Source organism: bacterium (genome assembly GCA_024226335.1).
In the GTDB taxonomy this organism is placed as follows: Bacteria; Myxococcota_A; UBA9160; order SZUA-336; family SZUA-336; genus JAAELY01.
In genome coordinates, this window is the sequence record JAAELY010000499.1 from 18,895 (window position 1) to 39,970 (window position 21,076).

Annotated in this window: 16 protein-coding genes; 4 read left to right on the forward strand and 12 right to left on the reverse strand. The window is 62.0% G+C overall.

Features of this window, described 5'->3' with window-relative positions:
• Positions 1–8: 8 nt before the first annotated feature.
• From GY725_24475 to GY725_24485, 3 genes are read right to left on the reverse strand one after another with little or no spacing between them, the layout of a single operon-like run.
• Positions 9–3,176: an efflux RND transporter permease subunit gene (locus GY725_24475; protein ID MCP4007350.1), complete on the reverse strand. Its 3,168-nt coding sequence runs from the start codon at positions 3,174–3,176 to the stop codon at positions 9–11.
• Positions 3,173–4,336, reverse strand: a complete 1,164-nt coding sequence (locus tag GY725_24480; protein MCP4007351.1) for an efflux RND transporter periplasmic adaptor subunit — start codon at positions 4,334–4,336, stop codon at positions 3,173–3,175. Before GY725_24480 ends, GY725_24475 begins: the two co-directional genes overlap by 4 nt.
• Positions 4,333–5,127: a FadR family transcriptional regulator gene (locus GY725_24485; GenBank protein MCP4007352.1), complete on the reverse strand. Its 795-nt coding sequence runs from the start codon at positions 5,125–5,127 to the stop codon at positions 4,333–4,335. Before GY725_24485 ends, GY725_24480 begins: the two co-directional genes overlap by 4 nt.
• Before the next feature lie 259 nt (positions 5,128–5,386).
• Between GY725_24485 and GY725_24490 the strand changes: the two genes are divergently transcribed.
• Entirely contained in the window at positions 5,387–6,508 is a 1,122-nt protein-coding gene (locus GY725_24490) for a nitronate monooxygenase (GenBank protein MCP4007353.1), read from the forward strand.
• 40 nt (positions 6,509–6,548) lie between these two features.
• On the opposite strand, the gene GY725_24495 is transcribed toward GY725_24490, so the two are convergent.
• The 9 genes from GY725_24495 to GY725_24535 all read right to left on the reverse strand — a co-directional run bounded on the left by GY725_24495 (position 6,549) and on the right by GY725_24535 (position 15,756).
• Positions 6,549–7,025 (reverse strand): flavin reductase family protein, encoded by a 477-nt coding sequence (locus tag GY725_24495; GenBank protein MCP4007354.1) that lies wholly within the window; start codon positions 7,023–7,025, stop codon positions 6,549–6,551.
• 8 nt (positions 7,026–7,033) lie between these two features.
• On the reverse strand, positions 7,034–7,843 hold the full coding sequence (locus GY725_24500; protein ID MCP4007355.1) for a DUF5347 domain-containing protein: 810 nt from the start codon (positions 7,841–7,843) through the stop codon (positions 7,034–7,036).
• Position 7,844: 1 nt separating this feature from the next.
• Positions 7,845–8,408: a hypothetical protein gene (locus GY725_24505; GenBank protein MCP4007356.1), complete on the reverse strand. Its 564-nt coding sequence runs from the start codon at positions 8,406–8,408 to the stop codon at positions 7,845–7,847.
• Complete coding sequence (locus tag GY725_24510) at positions 8,395–9,675, reverse strand: DUF4147 domain-containing protein (protein MCP4007357.1); 1,281 nt, start codon at positions 9,673–9,675, stop codon at positions 8,395–8,397. Before GY725_24510 ends, GY725_24505 begins: the two co-directional genes overlap by 14 nt.
• The gene (locus tag GY725_24515; GenBank protein MCP4007358.1) at positions 9,672–10,454 is read right to left on the reverse strand and encodes an OmpA family protein; all 783 of its coding nucleotides are present in this window, start codon (positions 10,452–10,454) and stop codon (positions 9,672–9,674) included. The genes GY725_24510 and GY725_24515 overlap by 4 nt, the downstream gene beginning before the upstream one ends.
• Positions 10,451–12,844: an endopeptidase La gene (gene lon, locus GY725_24520; protein ID MCP4007359.1), complete on the reverse strand. Its 2,394-nt coding sequence runs from the start codon at positions 12,842–12,844 to the stop codon at positions 10,451–10,453. The genes GY725_24515 and lon overlap by 4 nt, the downstream gene beginning before the upstream one ends.
• Positions 12,844–13,284: an Hsp20/alpha crystallin family protein gene (locus tag GY725_24525; GenBank protein ID MCP4007360.1), complete on the reverse strand. Its 441-nt coding sequence runs from the start codon at positions 13,282–13,284 to the stop codon at positions 12,844–12,846. The genes lon and GY725_24525 overlap by 1 nt, the downstream gene beginning before the upstream one ends.
• A 6-nt stretch (positions 13,285–13,290) precedes the next feature.
• Positions 13,291–15,195 carry a molecular chaperone DnaK gene (dnaK, locus tag GY725_24530; GenBank protein ID MCP4007361.1) on the reverse strand — a complete coding sequence of 635 codons (1,905 nt, stop codon included), beginning with the start codon at positions 15,193–15,195 and terminating at the stop codon, positions 13,291–13,293.
• Between the two features lie 90 nt (positions 15,196–15,285).
• Complete coding sequence (locus GY725_24535; protein MCP4007362.1) at positions 15,286–15,756, reverse strand: hypothetical protein; 471 nt, start codon at positions 15,754–15,756, stop codon at positions 15,286–15,288.
• Positions 15,757–15,908: 152 nt separating this feature from the next.
• On the opposite strand from GY725_24535, the gene GY725_24540 reads away from it, so the two are divergent.
• From GY725_24540 to gspE, 3 genes are read left to right on the forward strand one after another with little or no spacing between them, the layout of a single operon-like run.
• Entirely contained in the window at positions 15,909–16,817 is a 909-nt protein-coding gene (locus tag GY725_24540; protein ID MCP4007363.1) for a hypothetical protein, read from the forward strand.
• A gap of 7 nt (positions 16,818–16,824) precedes the next feature.
• Complete coding sequence (gspD, locus tag GY725_24545) at positions 16,825–19,314, forward strand: type II secretion system secretin GspD (protein MCP4007364.1); 2,490 nt, start codon at positions 16,825–16,827, stop codon at positions 19,312–19,314.
• A 13-nt stretch (positions 19,315–19,327) separates the two neighbouring features.
• Positions 19,328–21,070, forward strand: a complete 1,743-nt coding sequence (gspE, locus tag GY725_24550) for a type II secretion system ATPase GspE (GenBank protein MCP4007365.1) — start codon at positions 19,328–19,330, stop codon at positions 21,068–21,070.
• Positions 21,071–21,076 lie beyond the last annotated feature (6 nt).

Sequence of the window (21,076 nt, forward strand, 5' to 3'; positions counted from 1 at the left end):
CGGGCAGCTCAGGTAGCGGATGCAGGCTGCTCAGAGGTCGCTGTGTCGCGCGAGGATCGCCGCATGAATCGCGTGAGATCCTCGACGATCAAACAGCCGCACGGCACCAGAAACAGTGTGATCGCCGTAGCGGCCACCACTCCGAAGGCCAGCGAGATCGCGATCGGAACCACGAAGTAGGTCGCCTCGGATGCGCTGAAGATCAGCGGCAAAAGACCTGTAAAGGTCGTCGCAGAGGTCAGAAAAACGGCGCGGAAGCGCTTCATACCCGCCGAACGAACCGCATCCGATAGCACGAGCCCTCTCGCCCGTTCGCGATTGATGAAGTCGACCAGCACCAGGCTGTCGTTCACGACGACACCTGCGAGTGCGACGATTCCCAGGAGCGAGAAGAACACCAGATTCCAGCCCATGATGAAATGCCCGATGATCGCGCCGACCGCGCCAAAGGGAATCGCGGCCATGATCACGAGCGGCTGCACGTAGGAACGCAGCGGGATCGCCAGCAGGGTGTAGATGACCAGGAGCGCGAGCACGGCACCGCGGAACAGTCCTGTGAGGGCCTTGCTGCGCTCGCGCTGCTCACCCTCGAGGGAGTGCGTGAGACCGGGGTATTTCTTCAGGATCTTCGGCAACGGCCCGGTGAGCACGCTCTTCATGATTTCTTCCGGCGTGACGGTCGTGCGGTCGATATCGGCAGTCACTTTCAGAACCCGTTTGCCATTGTTGCGGCGAATCGTCGCAAAGCCACGGCCCAGTTCCGCGCGGGCCACCGCACCGATCGGAATCTCGGTACCGTCGGGCGTACGGATGCGCATGTTCTCCAGGTTGCCCAGTGAGCGCCGCTCTTCTTCGGGATAGCGGAGCATCACGCGCACATCGTCCGTGCCGCGTTGGATGCGCTGAACCTCGACGCCGTAAAAAGCCGTTCGCACTTGCCGGGCCAGATCGTTGAACGTGATCCCGAGTGGCTCGGCCTCCGGGAGCAGCGAGAGCCTCACCTCCTGCTTCCCGGGTCGAAAGGAATCCGCGATGTCGAACACACCCTCGTATCCTGCGAGCGCGGTGCGCAACTCTTGTGCCGCAGCTTCTAAATCCTGGGCATTGTCCGAACTGAGCTGAATGCCAAAGGCATCGCCCGCGTGCATGGTGAAGGCTTCGAATTTCAACTCGACGGCGTCGGTAATCGGTCCCGTGAGGTCCCGCCAGACCTGAGTGACCTCGCGAGTCTTGACGTCGCGCTCGTTCCAGGGCGCGATTTCCACGACCACCTGGGCGAGGTGAGTTCCGCCCCCTCCTTCGCCACTTCGACGCGGGCCGTCGCGCCCCACCTGCTTTCCAATCGATGACAGCACGTGGCGAACCATCGCCCCTTCGCTTTCATCTTCCAGTTTCACCCGCGTGGCTTCCGCGGCGCTTTCAATTTTTCGAACCGCCGCTTCCGTGGTTTCCAGCGGTGTACCCTGTGGCATCGTCAGCGTGGCGTAGATGCGATCACCCTCGATTCCGGGAAAGAACTGAAACGCCATGCGCCCACTCGCGAATAGCGATGCTGTAAGAACGACGACGCCCAGCGCAACCGATAGGGCCAGGTAGCGCCAGTGAAGAACCCACTCGAGCGCCGGTTGGTAGTAGCCCGCCACAAAGGCTTCGAAGCCGCCTGATACACGGTCCTGGATCTCGGCCCAACGGCCCCTTCGTTCGGACCGAGAACTTTTGTGGCGACGCGCGAGATGCGCCGGCAGGATCAGTTGTGCTTCGACCAGTGACATGATCAGGCACAGGATCACCGTGCCCCCGAGGACCGTGAAGAACTGGCCCATGCGCCCGGGCACGAAGATCAGTGGAGAAAACGCGGCGATCGTCGTCAAGACACCGAAGATCACCGGAATGGAAACCGCGCTCGTGCCGTCGATGACCGACGTCCGCAACTCGCTACCGGCCTGTTCATGTGCGTAGACGCTCTCACCCACGACGATCGCATCGTCGACCACGATCCCCAGCACCAGAATGAAGCCCATGATGGCCAGCGTGCTGATGGCGTAACCGAAAGCAGGAAAGAGCATGACCGCACCGAGCATCGAAATCGGGATCCCAGCTGCAACCCAGACGGCGATCCGGAAGCGCAGAAGCAGAGCCAGGACCAACAACACGAAGGCGAGTCCCCCGGATGCGTTGCGCAGCAGCGCATCCACGCGATCGCGCAAACTCTCGGCTTCGTCGCTCCAGATGGTCAACTCGATGCCTTCGGGCATGCGTGTGCGAGCCTGCTCGACGTAGGCCTTCACGGTCGCTGCTACCTCGAGGATGTCCTCTTCCCCGATGCGATTGACCTGGACCATGACGGCGGGTTTGCCGTCGAAGAAGGCGCGAATATCGTCGTCACGAAAGCCATCGCGAACAGTCGCGATGTCGCCGAGATTGACGGAGGTGCCATCCGAGCGGGTCAGGACCACGATCGAAGCGAACTCCGCACCGCGGTACGCCTGTCCCTTGGAGCGCAAGAGGATTTCGCCGCCTTCGGTCTTGACCGAACCTCCGGGCAAGTCGAGTGAAGAAGAGCGAACCGCCGCCGCGACCTGCTCGAAATTCAGACCGTGCCGACGCAGCATCTGTTCGGACACTTCGATCGAAATCTCGTACGGCCGGACATAGCTCAATTCGACCTGCGAGACACCCGGAAGCGCGGCGATCTCGTCGCGCATCGTCTGGCCGATGACCTTGAGGGAGCGTTCATCTGCATCGCCCGAGATCGCGATGCGCAACACGTCACCCAATAAGACCAGATACGACACGACCGGCTTTTCCGCTTCGGCGGGCAGGGTCGAAACATTGCTGATGCGGCCTTCGATCTCCGAGAGTGCCCAGTTCGAATCGGTTCCTTCCACGAGTTCGATGTTCAGGACACAGGTTCCCTCGACCGCAATCGTACTCACCCGATCGATATGGGGCGTGCCATCGATCGCATCCTCGAGGCGGATGCAGACGGCCTGCTCGACTTCTTCCGGGGATGCGCCAAGGTGGGAAACGCTGACCTGCACCACCTCGGTGTCCATGCTGGGAAACTCTTCCTGACGGATCGAAAACAGCGAGAGCCCGCCACCGATCAACAGCACCGCCATCAGCAGGTTCGCAGCGACGGGATTGTCGACGAACCAGGTGATGATCCGTCTCAAGCGCCATCCTCCCCGGCTTCGGCACCGACCGGCAACACGCTCATACCGTCGACAGGCGCCGGAATCGAGGAGATACAAACGCGCTCACCGTCTTTGAGACCGCTGCGCAACAGGACCTGCTCACCGTCGATTCGCAGCACTTCCACAGCCCGGAAACGCAGGCGGTTCTCGTCGTCGAGTACCAACACGCGTTCATCGTTCAATAGCGCCTGGCGCGGAACTGCCGCTACATCGGTCGCAACCCGACCGGTGATTCGCGCTTGCACGAAGAGCCCGACAGGTAGCGGCGACTGAACCTGAGTCTGCGTATTGGGAACACGGGCGACGATATTGACCAGACGACTCTTGGAATCAATTTCGCCCTCGGTGCGCACGATGCGACCGACCCAGGTGCGAAGCTGGCCTGCGAAACTCGCGGAAAGCGTGACCTCGGGAAGCAGGTCTTCTGCAGGGGGAACTCGCGACCAGAGAGGCAGCTCGAGGTAGGCGAGTTGCGAATCCGCGATCGGCAGTCTTACCTCGACGAAGTCAGTCGCGTACAAAGTCGCATAGGACTGACCGCGATTCGCGAACTGCCCGACGTCGACATGCTCTTCTCGAACCCGGCCGTCGAACGGTGCCGGAACCTCCGTTCGGTCGAGGTCGCGCTGAGCTTGTTCGAGAGCTACGCGTGCTTCGCTCGCGCCGGCCTCGGCCACCTGGGAGGTGCGTTCCGCATCGTCGAGTGCCGCACGACTCACCACGTTTCGTTCTTTCAGGTTGCGCTGGCGTGCGAGCGTCTGGCGTGCGTGTTTCAGTTCACCGCGAGTCCGAGCCAATGCGGCACGTGAGCGTGTGACGTTCGCCTCGTAGTCGGTGCGATCAATGCGCAGCAGCGCTTCGCCCTTCTCGAAGTAGCCGCCGGAAACCAGTTTCGGCGAGGTCCAGACGACCCGGCCGGAGACCTCGGGGATCAACTCGCTTTCGGTGCGAGGTGCCACAGTCCCCTGCGAACGCACTTCGAGTTGCACGGTCCGGTTTTCGACGAGCGCAACTCGCACGGAGCGAAGCTGGCGCTCAGTCGGGCGACCTTCTACGGGTGATGAGGTCGCGACGACGATCGCAGCCAGAACACAGAAGGCACCAAACACGGCGACGGGAAGGATGACTCGGGAATTCATGGGAGGGCTCCTGCGCTCGTGCGTCGCGGCAACGCGGCGTTTTCTCGGGAGGTTTCGAGCACCTGGCGGACGCTTGCGCGGAAACGCGTCCAGATCTGATGCACCGCTTCATAACCGGCCAGTCCATCGCGCGTCTCTAGCGCGTGCGAGAACGCTTCGATGTGCGCTTTCACATCGACGAAACCCGCGAGCATGATCTGATGCGTCGCCGCCGAGTTCTGCCCGTCCACTCCCCCAGCGCGAGCACTCTCACGGACCGCCTCGAGACGTGACAAGATTTCCGTGCGCAGATCCCGTCGCACAATGCGCATCACCAGATTGTCGGTCGCGTCCATGAACGCATGGGCGAAGTCGTGAACGATCTGGTGCATCTGCTCGTGTTCGAGGTCGGGGCTGCCGAGTTTTGCGATCAACTCCTCGACGCGCTCCAGCTTTTCGGACTCGGCCCGTTCAATGGTCATGCGCACGTTCGCGGCCACCAGCGCACCGACCACCTCCAGGACCTGATCCACGAGGTTCGGGTCGGGCGGGCTCTCGAGTTCTATCAGGTGCCCGATCACTTCGAGACTCGATTCGCCCAGCGGTTGCACGCGAGCGCCTCCCGGCTGAATCGCGACCATGCCCATCTGCTCGAGTTTCTTCAGAGCGATCCGGGCCACGCCGCGCGTCGTCTCGAAGCGCGAAGCCAGTTCCCGCTCCGACGGAAGTCGCTCCCCGGCCCGATACTGACCGCGCAAAACCTCTTCGCGCAACACTCGCGTGACGTCTTCTGTCCTGCTGATTTCGCTCAAGTGACCGATTTTCCTGACTTTTCTGTTTCCTGGAGCTTCTGGCACTTTGGACCCGCCAAATTGGGAGTACCAGATTGGACCCCCTATGTTTAGCACGTCTTCACCTCTTCGCTGGTTTCCACCAGGTAAAGCTGTGTGAAGCCTCGAGTGAAGGCCTGAGCAACGGATCGAGCTCCCTCGGAGGGCGGCTACAAAAATAGAACGTGTTCTAGTATGCTGCTCCGAGCCTTCGAACGGCCATCGCCCAGGGAGAACGAGCATGCGAACCCCAATCTGTGACCAACTCGGGATCGAGTTCCCGATCTTTGCTTTCACCCACTGCCGCGACGTGGTCGCCGCCGTCAGTCAGGCCGGAGGACTCGGCGTGCTGGGCGCAGTCGGCTTTACGCCCGAACAACTCGAAATCGAGTGCAAGTGGATCGACGAACACGTCGGTGACAAGCCCTACGGTGTCGACATCGTCATTCCGGGCAAGTACGAAGGCATGGACGAACTCGACCCGGCCAAGCTCGAAGAGCAGCTCAAGGCCGCCATCCCCGCCCAGCATCGCGAGTTCGCAGCGAAGCTACTGAGCGACTACGGCGTTCCCGAACTTCCCCCGGAAGACAAACACCACGAGCTTCTGGGCTGGACGGCCGCCACGGCTTCCCCGCAGGTGGACATCGCGTTGCAACATCCGAAGGTGCGGCTGATCGCAAATGCGCTGGGCACGCCTCCCGACGATGTCATCAAACGCGTCCAGGATTCGGGAAGATTGATCGCGGCACTCTGTGGTCGAGCCGACCAGGCGTTGAAGCACAAGGCCGCGGGGATCGACATCATCATCGCTCAGGGCTACGAAGGTGGAGGACACACCGGCGAGATTGGCAGCGTCGTACTCTGGCCGCAGGTCATCGATGCAGTGGCTCCCACGCCTGTGCTGGCGGCCGGGGGAATCGGAACGGGACGTCAGATTGCAGCCGCGCTTTCCATGGGTGCGGCCGGAGCCTGGACGGGATCACTGTGGTTGACGGTCGAAGAAGCCGAGTGCCCGCCCGAGCAGATGGACTCCTACCTGGAGGCGACGAGTCGCGACACGGTTCGCTCGCGCTCGTTCACGGGCAAGCCGTGTCGAATGCTGCGCAACGAATGGACCGCGGCCTGGGAAAACCCCGACAACCCCGACCCACTGGGCATGCCGTTGCAGGGGATGGTGACCATGGACGCGGTACAGCGCACTCACAAGTACGCGAAGTCCGCACAGAAGGTCGCGTTCAACCCCGTGGGTCAGATCGTGGGTTCGATGAACGACCTCAAATCCGTGCGCGAATTGATGGTGGAACTGGTGACGGAGTGCCTCGACTCCTTCGAAAGAGTGCAAAAGCTACTGCCGACGGAGTAACCGCGAATTCGCGCGCAAAGACCGGCGACGGCTTTCCCGCTCACACCAGGCCGCGATAGGCTCCGCGGAAGTAGACCAGCGGATCGCTTTCGCTGATTTCGGCGGCCTCGACCAACCCGATGTAAACGATGTGGTCACCCGCTTCGACGGCGCGCTCGACGCGACAGTCCAGATAGGCGAGCGCATCGGGGATCCTCGGACAGCCGGTCGCCCCGGGCGGACAGTCCAGACCCTCAAAGCGGCTCGCCTCTTTCGATTTGCTCGCGAAAAGATTCGAAACCCCGTCCTGATTCGCGGCCAGCACGCTCACCTGAAAGACCTTCGAGTCCCGGATCATGGCGTGGGTTCGCGAGCCCTTGTCCGCACAGATCAGGACCAGCGGGGGATCCAGGCTGACCGACGCGAACGCGGAAACGGTCATGCCATGCCGTTCTCCGTCGAGTTGCGACGTGACGACCGTAACGCCGCTGGCAAAGCTCGCGAGTGTCTGTCGAAATACTTCGGGATCGATGCTCATGGAGTTCCCTACTGCACTGCAATCTGCAGGATATCGCTGAACTTTACACGACCGGAGTTGGCGGTGAAGCCACCGAGGGGTTGCTTGCCGCGTCCGGGAACTTCTACGGAGCCATTCGGCGAACCTTTCTCGGTGCCGTAGAAGAACACCGCGCCTAACGGATAGGTACCCGCGCCGGCCGGTGCCTTGAGTCGATAGGTGACGCGAACGCTGCCGAACTGATTATTGGCCGGATCCGCACTCACGCCGTACACGTTGACGTAGGAGATCCCTGGTGCGAGTGCCTTGTTCCGCCTGTCGGTGAACTCGGTCTGGGTATCCCCTTTCTGGCCCAGGATGGTTGGCGCCTCCAATACCTGCCAGCCACGCGACGGTGCAGGACTCGCCTGCCAGCGCTGATTCGAGTCGACCAGACCGATGCCCACGACGGGACCGCCCCCTCCCGTGGCTTCGACCGTGACTTCGATGATCGCACCCGCCTTCACGCTCAAAGGAGCCAGGACTTTCACATTTGACACCGCGTCGATTCTCTTGATCGCGTCGATGAGTTCGGCGCGTTGTGATTCGCTCAGCTTCTCGTACGGGCTGCCGGTCTTGGCAGCTTCGATCTTGGCCAGGTGCTTGGTCGCTGCGAGTTCATTGCGAACTCGCCCCTCGGGCACACCGATCAACTGGCTATCCGACGTAGATGAATGGCAGCTCGCGCAAAACGGAGCGACATCGGCGACGTAACCCGGCGTACCTCCGGCATAGGCGGAGGCCAGGGCAGGAACGAACCCGATGGCGAAGCTCAGGGCGAAAGAAACCAGGCGACTCATTTCAGAACTCCTCATGACATAACTGACAGGCTCGATTTACCGGCCGCTCGATCAAAAAGCTGAAAGCCTCGTTACCACCTTTTGGGTGAGCCAGGTGGCACTCGACACAGCGGACATCAAAATCCGCGCGATTGTGAACTCCGATAGCGTGGTAGGCGTCTTCTCGCTCGGGATCATACCCCGGATGACACTGAACGCAGTCCTCGTCCCAGAGCGGCTGTTTCATCCGTTCGGGTTCCCCAAAACGACCCAGCACGAACAGTAGAGCATCCCGCGCTGCCACGGCCTTCACGCGCAACCGATTCCCCAGTCCCGCGCCTCGATGACAGGTGATGCAACGGAACTGAGGATCTGCGAGACGGTGAACGGAGGCGAGATTGACGGGTCGCAGACTCTCGAAATCCGCCAACTTGTCCGCGTGCAGGACCGTCGCCGCGTCGAGATGACAAGAGACGCAGAAGCCATCGTGCGACTCGAGTTCTTCGCTGGCCAGCCAGCCCAACGGCGCAGCGATCACACTGCCCAGAAGAAGCGCCTGCCAGAGCCTTTTCCTACTGCTCGACACGGTTCTCGCGCAAACAGAACAACGCCAGATCGTTCACGTTCGTGCGCGTGGGACCCGTGCGATACAGATCGCGACAGACCTCGAGTAGAGGATGGGAGTCGTTGCGCGCCAGCGAATCCGCCGGATCGAGCCCGGCCTCCCGTGCGCGCGTGAGTGTTTCACCGTCGCAGAAGGCACCCGCGGCATCCGTGGGGCCATCGCTTCCATCCGTCCCGGCAAACAGTGCCGTCACGTCCGCATCCCCGTCGATCTCGAAAGCGCAGGCAAGTGCCAGTTCCTGGCAGCGCCCGCCCTTCCCTCGCCCGCGCAGGGTCACTATCGGCTCACCGCCGGCGATCAGGATTTCGATGCCGTCGCGTCGCGCGCGCTTCAACTCGCGTGCGAGCTCAGGTGCCAGATCACGCGCCTCGCCGTACAGCAACGGACCGAGGCTACGCGTACGAAGACCCAGCCCGCGAGCGCAGTTCGCCGCCGCAAAAAGGGCCGCGCCCAGCGACGTGATCACGTGATACTCCGAACGCCGGGGGGCGCCGTTGCGAGGCGGGCCCTCGTGATCCAGATACTCCAGCAGCACTCCAGACACATCGGGCTCCGCAATTTCGTACTGCCGGAGGATCCGAAGCGCCTCTCGCTCCTTCGGATCTTCAAACACCGTCGGCCCGGAGCCGATCGCCTCAGGCGGATCACCCGCAACATCCGAAACCGCAAGCGTCGTGACCGATCCGGGCGGTAGCCCGCGAACCAGGCCGCCCCCTTTGATGCGCGAGAGTGCCCTGCGGACTGTGTTGAGTTCGCGAATCGTCGCCCCACTGCGCAGGAGCGCCTCGGTGCAGCGCTGCTTGTCTTCGAGGTCGAGACCCTTGGCCGGCGCACACCAGAGTGCCGATGCGCCCCCGGATAACAACACCAGCAGGTGGTGGGATTCGGGAAGCGCCGCGGCAAAGGAAAGCGCAGCATCGGCCGCTTCGAGACTCGCCCGATCGGGTACGGGATGTCCGGCCTCGCGCACTCGGAAGCCCTCGACGGGAAAGCCGTAGGAGTGTTTGGTCGTGAGTTCACCCGCGACGATACGCGTACCGAGGACCTTGCGCGCCCCCTCGGCCATCGCCGCAGCCGCTTTGCCGGCGGCCAGCACGTGAATCGGCCGACTCGCGAGCGCGTGGTGTCCCGGCAGCAACCTGCGCAGTGCGCGCTCGACTGCCTTTCCGGCATCGGCGACCTCGAGGGCCGCGCCGTGCAGCCGGATCAGTACCTCGCGATCGATCAACGCTCCCCTTCGGGAACCAGCAGGATCTCGATGCGTCGATTGCGCGCGCGACCTTCGTCGGTGTCGTTGCTCTCGATCGGGGAGAACTCCCCAAAACCCGAAGCCGAGATCTTCGCGGGATCGACCCCCTGTTCCACCAGAAAACGCACGACACCAATGGCGCGATCTGCGGAAAGGTCCCAGTTCGAAGGAAACTCTTGAGTGGCAATCGGCACGTCGTCAGTATGCCCTTCGACGCGCGTGCGGTGTCCCGAAAGATTTACGATCTGCCGGGCCACAGCCGAAAGCACTTCTCGGCCGATCGGCTTTACGATCGCGCTCCCGGACGCGAACAGGATCTCGTCCGATGCGCGCAACTGGATTCCGTTGCGCAGAGTCTGGATCTCCAGCTGTCCAGCTTGGAGTTCACTCTCGAGTTCCTCCACTACGCTTGTGTAGGTGCCCGCGACTTCCTCGAGTTCGGCTTCCTTCTGCTCGCGAATTCGGCGCTCGAGTGCGAGATCGAGCGAGATCTGCTCATTGCCCTCGCGCAGTTTCTCGAGGCTATCGAGCAACTCGATGCGCTCCTGGTCCAGGGACGAGCGCTCGAGCTTGAGCTTCACACCGGACTTCAAGAGATCGCGATTGCGCTGCTCGAGCACGCCGTAGCGCTTTTCACACGCTTCAATCCCGTGTTCGAGGGCGCGCGTCCGAGCGACCTCGGCTTCGAAGTTCGACCGGGTGACCAGACAGCCGCTCGTGGAGAGCAGAACCAGCGGAAGGATGCATCGGAGATTCATGACGAGATGATGTCTTCTCCAAACGCCGAGCGCAGCACTTCTTCGATACGTTCGACCGGCTGGACCTTGAGATCCGCGATTTGATCTTCTGGAATCTCGATCAGGTCCTTCTCATTCCCCTTGGGAATCAGCACGTGGCTTATCCCGGCGCGCTTCGCCGCCAGGATCTTCTCCTTGATTCCGCCTACCGGCAGGACCTTGTCTCGCAGAGTGATCTCACCCGTCATGGCGAGCCCGGGAGGCACCGGCCGCTCGGTCAGGAGACTGGTGAGAGCCGTCACCATCGCAACTCCAGCACTCGGCCCATCCTTGGGTGTTGCCCCGGACGGAACGTGGATATGGATGTCGCTCTCAGCGAACAATCCGGGGTCCAGGCCGAGTTCCTTCGCGCGCGTGCGCACCAGGGTGACCGCAGTCTGTGCAGATTCGCGCATCACATCGCGCACCGAGCCCGTGATCTTCAGGTTCCCCTTGCCCTTCATGCGCGTGGCCTCGATGAACAGGATCTCGCCACCGGCGCCCGTCACGGCCAAGCCGACCGAAACGCCGGGAATCTGTACGCGCCCGGCGACCTCGGGTTCGAAGCGCTGTGGCCCGAGCAACCCCTGCAGACTCTTCACGTCGATGTGGGGCGGGTCGATGTCATCCTCGACAATCTGCCGGGCAATCTTGCGCGCGGCCTTGCCGAGTTCGCGTTCGAGGTTGCGCAGACCCGCTTCGCGAGTGTAGCCGCGGATCAACGCGCATAGCGCTTCATCGTCGATTTTCGGAGCGCGGTCGCTCAGACCGTGGCGTTCGAGCTGGCGTGGAATCAGATAGCGGCGGGCGATCTCTACCTTTTCCTCTTCGGTGTAACCCGGGAGTTCGATCACCTCCATGCGATCGCGCAGCGCCGGCGGAATGTTCTCGAGCAGATTCGCAGTCGCGATGAATAAAACCTTCGACAGATCGAACGGCACTTCCAGATAGTGGTCGCTGAATGCGTGGTTCTGCTCGGGATCCAGCACTTCCAGTAGAGCAGAGCTGGGATCGCCGCGGAAGTCTGTGCCGAGCTTGTCGATCTCGTCCAGCATGAATACCGGATTGCGCGTACCGACACGCTTGAGGCTCTGAATGATGCGGCCGGGCAAAGATCCGATGTAGGTGCGCCGATGTCCGCGAATCTCTGCTTCGTCGCGCACACCGCCCAGGGCGATGCGTGCAAACTCCCGATCCATGGCGCGCGCGATCGAGCGGCCGAGGGAGGTCTTCCCCGTACCCGGTGGTCCGACGAAGCACAGTATGGGGCCGCGCATATCCCGCTTGAGCTTGAGCACCGCAATGAACTCAAGCACCCGCTCCTTGACCTTCTCGATGTCGTAGTGGTCCTCGTTCAGGATGTCGCGCGCACGCGCGACATCGAGCGTATCTTCGGTTTCCTTCGCCCACGGCAGGTCTGCGATCCACTCCAGATAGGTGCGAATCGTCCCCGCTTCCATGGCCCCCGGAGGCTGTGCACCCAGACGCCCGAGTTCGCGCTCGGCCTGGTCCATGACTTCTTCTGGCGGATCGGCTTCTTCGATACGGCGCCGCAACTCGTCGACTTGCTCCGTCGGGCTGTCGTACTCGCCAAGCTGGCGGCGAATCGCACGCGCCTGCTCGCGCAACACGTACTCACGCTGACTTCGAGACAGCTCTTCCTGTACCTGTTCGCGGATCTCCTGCTCGAGCCCCCTCACCTCCTGCTCGCGCGCCAGATGCTCGGATAGACGCTCGAGCCGAGCCTGTACATTGAGCATCTCGAGGAGTTCCTGCCGGTCTTCGACCGAGAGACCCATATTGGAGGCAACCACCTCGGACAGCGCCGCCGGATCCTCGAGGTTGACGACCATGGCGCGCACCGGCTCCGAGACGTCCTGGGCTTCCGCCGCGTACGCCATGAACATGCGGCTCACATTGCGATGCAATGCCTCTAGTTCGAGACCATCGATCGCTTCGTTCTCCAGCTGTTCCAGATCGCCCAGAAGATACGGTTCGGTCTGTGTGACGGCGCGGATGCGCATGCGCCGCAGCCCCTGGACCCAGAGACGCTGGGACCCGTCATCGCCCTTGACCATGCGCAGAATGCGCACGGCGGTACCGACGCTGTGAAGATCGTCCACACCGGGAATCTCGACCTCGGGATCGCGAACCGCTACCGCCAGCAGCAGGCGCGAACCGGCCAGTGCGTCGTCGACGAGGCGCCGCGCGCGGTCGGCAGTGGCCAGCATCGGCGCGACCAGGGTCGGAAACAGAACGGTGTTACGAAGTGGCAGGATCGGGAGAGAAGTCGGCAACGGCTCTTCCGAGACCTGAGCCTCGTCCGCGAACTCCTCCTCTTCCGCCTTTTCTTCTTCGAGTTCTTCGCTCATCAGCCTGGCTCTACCTTGATCTTGTGCGGTTCCGACTGTCTTCGAGGCAACTCAACCGTGAGCAGACCGGCATCGAATTTGGCAACCACGCGCTGCGAATCGTATGGGGTGCGCAATCGCAACACGCGCTCGAAGTAGCCCTGGGGAATTTCCATTTGCACGTGGCGCACGGGCGTGGAACCACCCTCGGCGACGCGACGTCCGCTGATCTGGAGATACTCGCCGTCGACAGTCAGGCGTACGTCCTCGCTGCGGACACCCGCCAGTTCGACGCGCACGACCGTCGCGCCCTCGATTTCAAAGACGTCGATCGCAGGCCGGAACGAATCGCCAGAGGCCGGCAGACGCACGCCCGGTTCGAACACGCGCTCCAACGCGCGCTCCATCCGTTCTTCGAGCGCGGCCAGTTCTCGTGCGACTTCGCCCCGGAGTACCTCCAACCCGGCTCACTTCTCCTCAGTGAACTCGGCGTCGACCACGTCGTCGCCATCATCACTGGGCGCGGCTTGTTCGCCTCCGCCCTCAGCCTCCGCCTTTTGCGCGTTTTCCTGCTCCTGGTACAGAATCTGACTGACCGCGTGGAGGGAGGTCTGTAGCTTCTCCGAGACCGCCTGAATCTCTTCGAGTGACGCACTCTCGTTCTGGAGCAGGGTCTTGCACTCTTCAAGCGCGGATTCGCAACTGTTCAGATCGTTGACCGGGATCTTTTCCTTGTGCTCGGCGATGGTCTTCTCGCCTTCGTAGACCATGCTGTCGAGGGAGTTGCGCGAGTCGATGGACTCGCGGCGTTGTTTGTCGTCGCTGGCATGGGATTCGGCTTCCCGCATCATCCGGTCGATTTCGTCCTTCTCCAGACCGCCGGAACCCTCGATACGGATCGACTGCTCCTTGCCGCTGGCCTTGTCCACGGCCGAGACCGAAAGGATGCCGTTGGCGTCGATATCGAACGAGACCTCGACCTGCGGGACTCCGCGCGGCGAAGGCGGCAAGCCGTCGAGAATGAAACGACCGAGCGTGCGATTGTCGGCGGCCATCTCGCGCTCCCCCTGCAGCACGTGGATCTCCACCTGCGGCTGGTTGTCGGCCGCCGTCGAGAACACCTGACTGCGCTTGGTGGGAATCGTGGTGTTGCGCTCGACCAGCTTCGTCAACACACCTCCGAGCGTTTCGATGCCCAGAGAGAGCGGTGTCACATCGAGCAGCAAGACGTCGCTGACATCGCCCGTGAGCACACCGGCCTGGACCGCGGCTCCGATCGCCACGACCTCGTCGGGATTCACGCCGCGATTCGGTTCCTTGCCAAAGAAGTCGGCAACCAGTTTGGCCACCCTGGGAATGCGCGTGGAGCCACCGACCAGAACCACCTCGTCAATCTCACCCGGCTGCAGGCCCGCGTCCTGGCAGGCCTGTTTGATCGGCGCCAGAGTGCGGTCGATCAGGTCGTCCACGAGCTGCTCGAACTTCGAGCGCGACAGCTTCAAATTCAAATGCTTGGGACCCGCCTGGTCTGCCGTGATGTACGGCAGGTTGACCTCGGATTCGGTGACTGTGGACAGTTCGATCTTGGCCTTTTCCGAGGCTTCCTTGAGCCGCTGCATGGCCATTGCATCCTTCGCCAGGTCGATGCCCTGGTCCTTTTTGAACTCGTCGACCAGGTAGCGAATGATGCGATCGTCCAGATCGTCGCCGCCCAGATGGCCATCCCCGTTGGTCGACATGACCTCGACCGTATTGTCTCCGACCTCGAGGATCGAGATGTCGAAGGTTCCGCCTCCGAAGTCGTAGACCGCGATCTTTTCCTCGGTTTTCTTGTCCAGCGAGTAGGCCAGCGACGCCGCCGTGGGCTCGTTGACCAGGCGCAAGACCTCCAGGCCGGCCACCACACCGGCGTCCTTGGTCGCCTGGCGCTGGGAGTCGTTGAAATACGCGGGAACCGTAATCACCGCCTGAGTCACGGTTTCGCCCAGATACGCTTCCGCTGCCGCTTTCAGCTTCTGGAGCACCATGGCGGAAATCTCGGGCGGCGAGTACTCGGTGCCGAGGGCCTCGACTACCGCCAATTCGCCCTTGCCCCGTTTTACGGTGTAGGGAACGAGCTTCATCTCATCGCTCACCTCATCGTATCTGCGACCCATGAAGCGCTTGATCGAGAAGATGGTGTTCTCGGGGTTCTGAATGGCCTGGCGGCGCGCGATCTGTCCGACCAGCCTCTGGCCGTCTTTGGTAAAAGCGACCACGGAAGGGGTCGTGCGCCCCCCCTCCTCGTTCGCGATGACTTTTGGCTCTCCGCCTTCCATGATCGCGACCACCGAGTTGGTGGTTCCGAGATCGATTCCGATGACCTTCGGCATGTCCTAGACCCCCGATTGAAGAATCCTGTGTACCTTCGCGCCTTTACGGGCGCTCCGCGGATTCGCAAACTAGGGACGGCACGCCAGGTGTCAAGAGGTTCCGAGGATAGGGCGGCCGGCAATGTCCAGGTAGGGAAATGGCCTGACCTCGAAGGGGATCCGGTGCACCTCCTGGACGTAACGCCCCCCCCACCAGGAGCGGCCGAAGACCTCCAGGCGCAGGTGATTCTTGCCGGCGACCAGCCCGACGATCGTGCCACCGGCGCCATTGCTGCCAAGGGTGAGTCGCTCGGTGATATCGTCGTCATTGAGCAGGCAGCGAAATGTGTCTACCGCCACCCGGTCGCTGTCTGGAAATCCCACCAGAACCTCGATGGACCCCACCGGCACCTGAGTGCCAGCGGCCGGCAGTCGGATCTCGAGCAGCGGGGAGCCCACGTAGAGCACCCGGCCCAGGCGCTCAGCGAGCGTTCCGGAGCCGGGCAAAAGCACGGCGGCCGTGGCGACAGCTACGCCGAAAAGGATTGAAATTCCTACGAATAACCTGGTTGCTTTAACCATCAGACCCGATCAACTGGTGTATCCCGTTTGCCGATGAATGATACGCCACGCGCCGGCAAAGGCTCATTGCGACCTAAACCACCCGCGCGTAGACTGGCTCGGAATCTCTTAGGTTTTTTTCTCGGGTCCGCCACCCGGTGGCCCGTGCTGGGGTGAAATTGCTTCTCAGTTACGCTTTGCGCGCGATCCAGATCGCCCTGGTGGCGGCGTGCTTCTACGCCGCCTATGTAGGGGTCTCGCCGATCATCAGTTCCGTCTCGATCGCCGAGACGACCATCCCTCCTGCGGCCCCACCGCCGGAGCGCAATCTGGAATTCGCGCGTTTTCAGGTGATCGCGTCGCGCAATTTGTTCAAGAGCAGCAAAACCGTCGCAACCGAAGTCGAAATCGAACAGGACGAGATCAAGGAAACCAAGCTGCGCCTCAAACTGATCGCCACCGCCGCATCGAACCCGGTCGATTTTTCGATCGCAGTCATCGAGAACCTCGACCTGCGTCAACGTCTGGTCGTGGGAATCGGCGAAGAAGTCGCGTCCGGAGCGACGCTCTCTTCGGTCGAACCACGTCGCGCACTGATCGACAACAAGGGCGTCACGGAAGCGATTTCGATGGACGACGAAGAGGAAGTGAAGGCGCGCAATGCCAAGAACACCTCTCGCCAGCGCAAAGAAGAACAGCGCCGCACAGACAGGGAACGTCGTCGCCCCAACCGAACCCCCAACGCGCGGTCGTCGCGCGGCAAGAGGCCGACCGATCGCGTGCGCGATTTGAAAAAGCAACTCACTCCCTCCCCGAAGCCCCGGATAAATGCTTTGCTCAACAGTGCCCGCGTGCTGCCACACCTCGACGAGAACGGCCAGTTCAGCGGAATGAAATTGAGCAAGATCAAGCCCAACAGCCCATTTGCCGGAATGCCGGACGGATCGGTCTGTTTTGAGATCAACAATTCGCCGATAACGAGTCAACAGGCGCTTGCACAGGCGATGAACTCGTTGGACGACGGAACCGCTTGCGTCAAGTGCAGGACGCCCGACGGTTCAGAAATTACCCGCTGCTTCTGAGATGAAAATGTTTCGACCCTCCATCCTGTTGATAGTCTTCGCGCTGCTCGCCCAGCTTCCAGGCAGCGCCTTCGCGCAACCCGCGGACAAAGACTCCAAGATCAATCTCGACTTCCAGGAGACGGAACTGACAGAGGTGATCAGCACGATCGCCAAGTTGACAGGAAAGAACTTCCTGTACGACGACCGCGTGCGGGGCCGCGTGACCGTGATCTCGCCCCAACCGGTGACCGTCGATGCAGCCTATCGCGTGTTCGAGTCGATCCTGCAGGTGAAGGGCTTCACGACCGTACCCGGCCCCGGGGGAATCCTGAAGATCGTACCGACGCGCGACGCGAAACAGTCTCCGATCGAGACGGTGCCCGGCAATCGCAGCGTGCAAAACCGCGACCTCTTCATCACCCGCCTGCTGCCACTGAAGTACGTGAAAGCCGACGCGGTTTCGGGAACGCTGACGCCGCTGGTCTCCAAGGAAGCCAGCGTGATCGCCTACGCCCCCACCAACACCCTGATCATCACCGACACCTCCGCAAATATCCGCCGACTGATCGGCATCATCAAACAGATCGACGTCGCCAGCTATAGCGAGAAGATCAAGGTCGTTCCGATCGAATTCGCCGATGCCGGTACGCTGGCGGGACAACTCAACGAGATCTTCTCTGGCGATAGCGGAAACCAGAACACGACGAGAAGAGGTCGTCCGCGCGCGCGCGCGGCCAATCAGGCCACCGGTGCCGCGGCCGCTCTACAGGCCAACACGAACCGCGGCGTGATCGGCGCGGCGGGCAAGTCGCGGTTCATCACCGATCAGCGCACCAACTCGATCATCGTGATCGCCACGCAGACCGCGATGGGCGAAATCGGCCGCATGATCCGACTGCTGGACTATCAGCGCAAAGGCACGGGCGGGATTCACGTCTATCGCCTGCAAAACGCCGACGCCGAGGAGATTTCCTCGACACTCGCCAGCCTCACATCGGGAAGCGGTGGAGGCGGCGCCGCACCCCGGGCCGGAGCTGCGGGTGGAGCACCCGCTGCGGGTGGGATCGTGGCAGAACTCGGCGACGGCGTGCGCGTAACGGCCGATGCGCCGACCAACTCGTTGATCATCCAGGCCAGTTCGGAAGGCTTCTCATCGCTTTCCGAAGTGATCGAGGCCCTCGACATCCGGCGACCCCAGGTACTGGTCGAAGCACTGATCATGGAAGTCGACATAACCGACGGCGCCTCCTTCGGAGCGAGCCTGTCGCACCGGGCCGCGACCCACGGCACTGGGCAGATCGGCATCGGTGGAGCGAACACCGCCAATACGCCGGATGCTCCAGCTCTATCGGGTGGTTTTGGCTCCACGACTACAACCAGCACAGGCGAGGCTTTCGCGCCTGGCCAGTTTAGCGCCGCAGTGCTAGGCAAGCTGATCGATGTGGTCCTCCCAAACGGCGACGTTATTCAGGTGCCGGTCATTCAGGGAATGCTGCAGGCGGCAGAGTCGGACGAAAACACGAACATCATCTCTGCACCGACGATCCTCACCGCTGACAACGAAGAAGCTGAGATCGTGATCGGCAGCGAGATCCCGATACCCACGACTATCCTTTCAACCCAGGACAGTTCGAACGACGGCTTCCAGACCTCTCAGGACATCGCGCGCCAGAACGTTGGCGTCACACTGCGCGTCACCCCGCAGATCAGCGAAGGCGATACCGTGCGCCTGAACATCTTCCAGGAGATCAGCGAGGTCACCAGCAACGATCCCGATCTCGGACCGACCACGAGCAATCGCCAGGTAGAGAACACCGTGTACGTGCGCGACGGCGAGGCCGTGATGATCGGCGGCATCCTCAGCGAGGTACAGAGCGAGTCCGAGAACAAGGTGCCGTTCCTGGGCGACATTCCGATCCTGGGCTGGGCGTTCAAGGGCGTGAGCCACTCGACGCGCAAGGTGAACCTGCTCGTCGTCCTGACGCCGCGCATCGTGCGCGACCCGAACGACCTGAATCGCCTGACGGTCGAGAAACGCGAGCGCTTCCGCGATTCCGCCAGCGATACGCTTTCCTATGGCGAAGAAGAGCGGGAAGAGCGCGAAGCGGCCCTGCGCGCGGGCGTCGAACTTCCGGCCGACTCCAATCCCGTGCGTCGCGAGATGGACCGCCACGACACCCAGTATCCGATCGAGTCGCTACCCGAAATGCGTCGGCAACAGGAAGAGCGCGAAAAACAGCGCGTCGAAGAGATCGAGAGACTCAAGGCCAGCCAATCCGCGGGCAGCTACATCGTGCAGTTCTCCTTGTTCCGCAAAGTCGACGGGGCCGTCACCTTATTGGAGCGGCTGACACGTGAAGGGTATGACGGTTCCATCTACTCTCTTCAGGAAGCGGGTGAACCGGCCCATTACGTTCAACTCGGACCCTATGCGACCGAAGTCAAAGCCCTGGCCGTAGTGCGTGAGGTTCGAGCAGGGATGGACTTGAGCGCGATCGTGATCGTCGAGCCCTAGGAGCGATGGTACGGTGACGACACGTCTTCAGCTTCACTCCGCACTACTCGGGTACACCTCGCTCAGCGAGGAAGGACTCGAGCAGGCATTGAAGCGCCAGGAGCAGAGCGGCAAGCGTCTGACCGACCTGCTGCTCGATCTCGAACTGGTGCCGGAGGGTGAACTTCTGGGCGCCCTCGCGGGTCTGTACAGCATCCCGGTGCTCGACAGCCTGAAGCCCGAAGAGGTCGACGCGGAACTCGCCACGCAGCTTCCCATCTCCTTTGCCAAACAGCATCACATCCTGCCGATCTCTCTCGAGGACCGACAACTCAAGGTCGCGATCGCAGATCCGCTATTGACCGATCCACTCGACGATCTGCGCCTCATCTTCCCCGGGGTCGAGTGCAAGCCCGTTCTGGTGACGCGTCGCGCCCTGCTCTCCTGCATCAATCACGTCTATGACTCGTCGACCACGGCCGAAGACGTCGCGGGTTCGATGTCGGAAGAAGAACTCGAAGACGTCGCTTCCGAACTGATCCACGAACCCGAAGACCTGCTCGACTCCAGCGAAGACAGCGCGCCGGTCATCCGGCTGGTCAACTCGCTGCTGCAGCAAGCGGTCAAAGAGCGCGCGAGCGACATCCACATCGAGCCACAGGAGCGCGAGGTCGTCGTGCGCTTCCGCACAGACGACATCCTGCACGAGCCGATCCGCCCACTGCCTCGACGCCTGCAACAGTCGATCGTTTCGCGCATCAAGATCATGGGCAAGCTCGACATCGCCGAAAAGCGCCTGCCCCAGGACGGTCGCATCGTGCTGAAGATCGCGGGTCGCGACTACGATGTGCGCCTGTCGACGATCCCCACGCAGTACGGCGAGCGCTGCGTACTGCGCCTGCTGCCGCGCACTCAAGAACTCCTGAGCATCGAGCGCATCGGCCTGTCGCCCTCGCATCAGGCCACGCTGCGCAAGCTGATCCGGCGCAGCAACGGCATCGTCCTGGTCACGGGCCCGACCGGTTCCGGAAAGACCAATACGCTTTACGCGGGCCTGGCCGAGATCAACGAACCCGAAACGAACATCATCACGATTGAAGACCCGGTCGAAATCCGGCTCGATGGCATCGGCCAGATCGAGATCAAGCCGAGCATCGGCCTGACGTTTGCGGCGGGGCTGCGCTCGATCCTGCGCCAGGATCCCAATGTGATTCTCGTCGGTGAGATTCGCGACCTGGAAACCGCTGAGATCGCCATCCAGGCCAGCCTCACCGGCCACCTGGTGTTCAGTACGCTTCACACGAATGACTCCGCGGGCGCAGTCACGCGGTTGATCGATATGGGGGTCGAACCCTTCCTGATCAGCTCGTCACTTGCGGCCGTCGTTGCACAGCGCCTGATCCGCCTGCTCTGCCAAAAGTGCAGGGAAGCCTACTCGCCGGGCGTCGACGAACTGGAAGAACTGGGAATTCCTCAGAATCTGCTCCAGGGTAAGTCGCTGTACCGCGCCAAGGGCTGTGTGCATTGCAGCAATAGTGGCTATCACGGCCGTACGGGAATCTTCGAGATCCTGCCGATCGACGATCGGATCCGGAAGATGATCACCAAGGGCGTGGATTCCAAACAGATTCAGGACGCCGCAATCGCCGATGGCATGAAGTCGATGCGCAGCCACGGCGCAGATATGGTTGTCGAAGGCGTCACCTCCGTTGCGGAGATTCTTCGACAGACGGAGGAAGAAGCGGTCATCGCAATCGACCCGGAGACGAAGTTCTAATTCCCT

Bases quoted from the DNA above. Each gene is read 5' to 3' on its own strand.
- GY725_24480 (MCP4007351.1), bottom strand. From the start codon at position 4,336: ATGAATTCCCGAGTCATCCTTCCCGTCGCCGTGTTTGGTGCCTTCTGT.
- GY725_24490 (MCP4007353.1), top strand. From the start codon at position 5,387: ATGCGAACCCCAATCTGTGACCAACTCGGGATCGAGTTCCCGATCTTT.
- GY725_24495 (MCP4007354.1), bottom strand. From the start codon at position 7,025: ATGAGCATCGATCCCGAAGTATTTCGACAGACACTCGCGAGCTTTGCC.
- GY725_24500 (MCP4007355.1), bottom strand. From the start codon at position 7,843: ATGAGTCGCCTGGTTTCTTTCGCCCTGAGCTTCGCCATCGGGTTCGTT.
- GY725_24515 (MCP4007358.1), bottom strand. From the start codon at position 10,454: ATGAATCTCCGATGCATCCTTCCGCTGGTTCTGCTCTCCACGAGCGGC.
- lon (MCP4007359.1), bottom strand. From the start codon at position 12,844: ATGAGCGAAGAACTCGAAGAAGAAAAGGCGGAAGAGGAGGAGTTCGCG.
- dnaK (MCP4007361.1), bottom strand. From the start codon at position 15,195: ATGCCGAAGGTCATCGGAATCGATCTCGGAACCACCAACTCGGTGGTC.
- GY725_24535 (MCP4007362.1), bottom strand. From the start codon at position 15,756: ATGGTTAAAGCAACCAGGTTATTCGTAGGAATTTCAATCCTTTTCGGC.
- gspD (MCP4007364.1), top strand. From the start codon at position 16,825: ATGTTTCGACCCTCCATCCTGTTGATAGTCTTCGCGCTGCTCGCCCAG.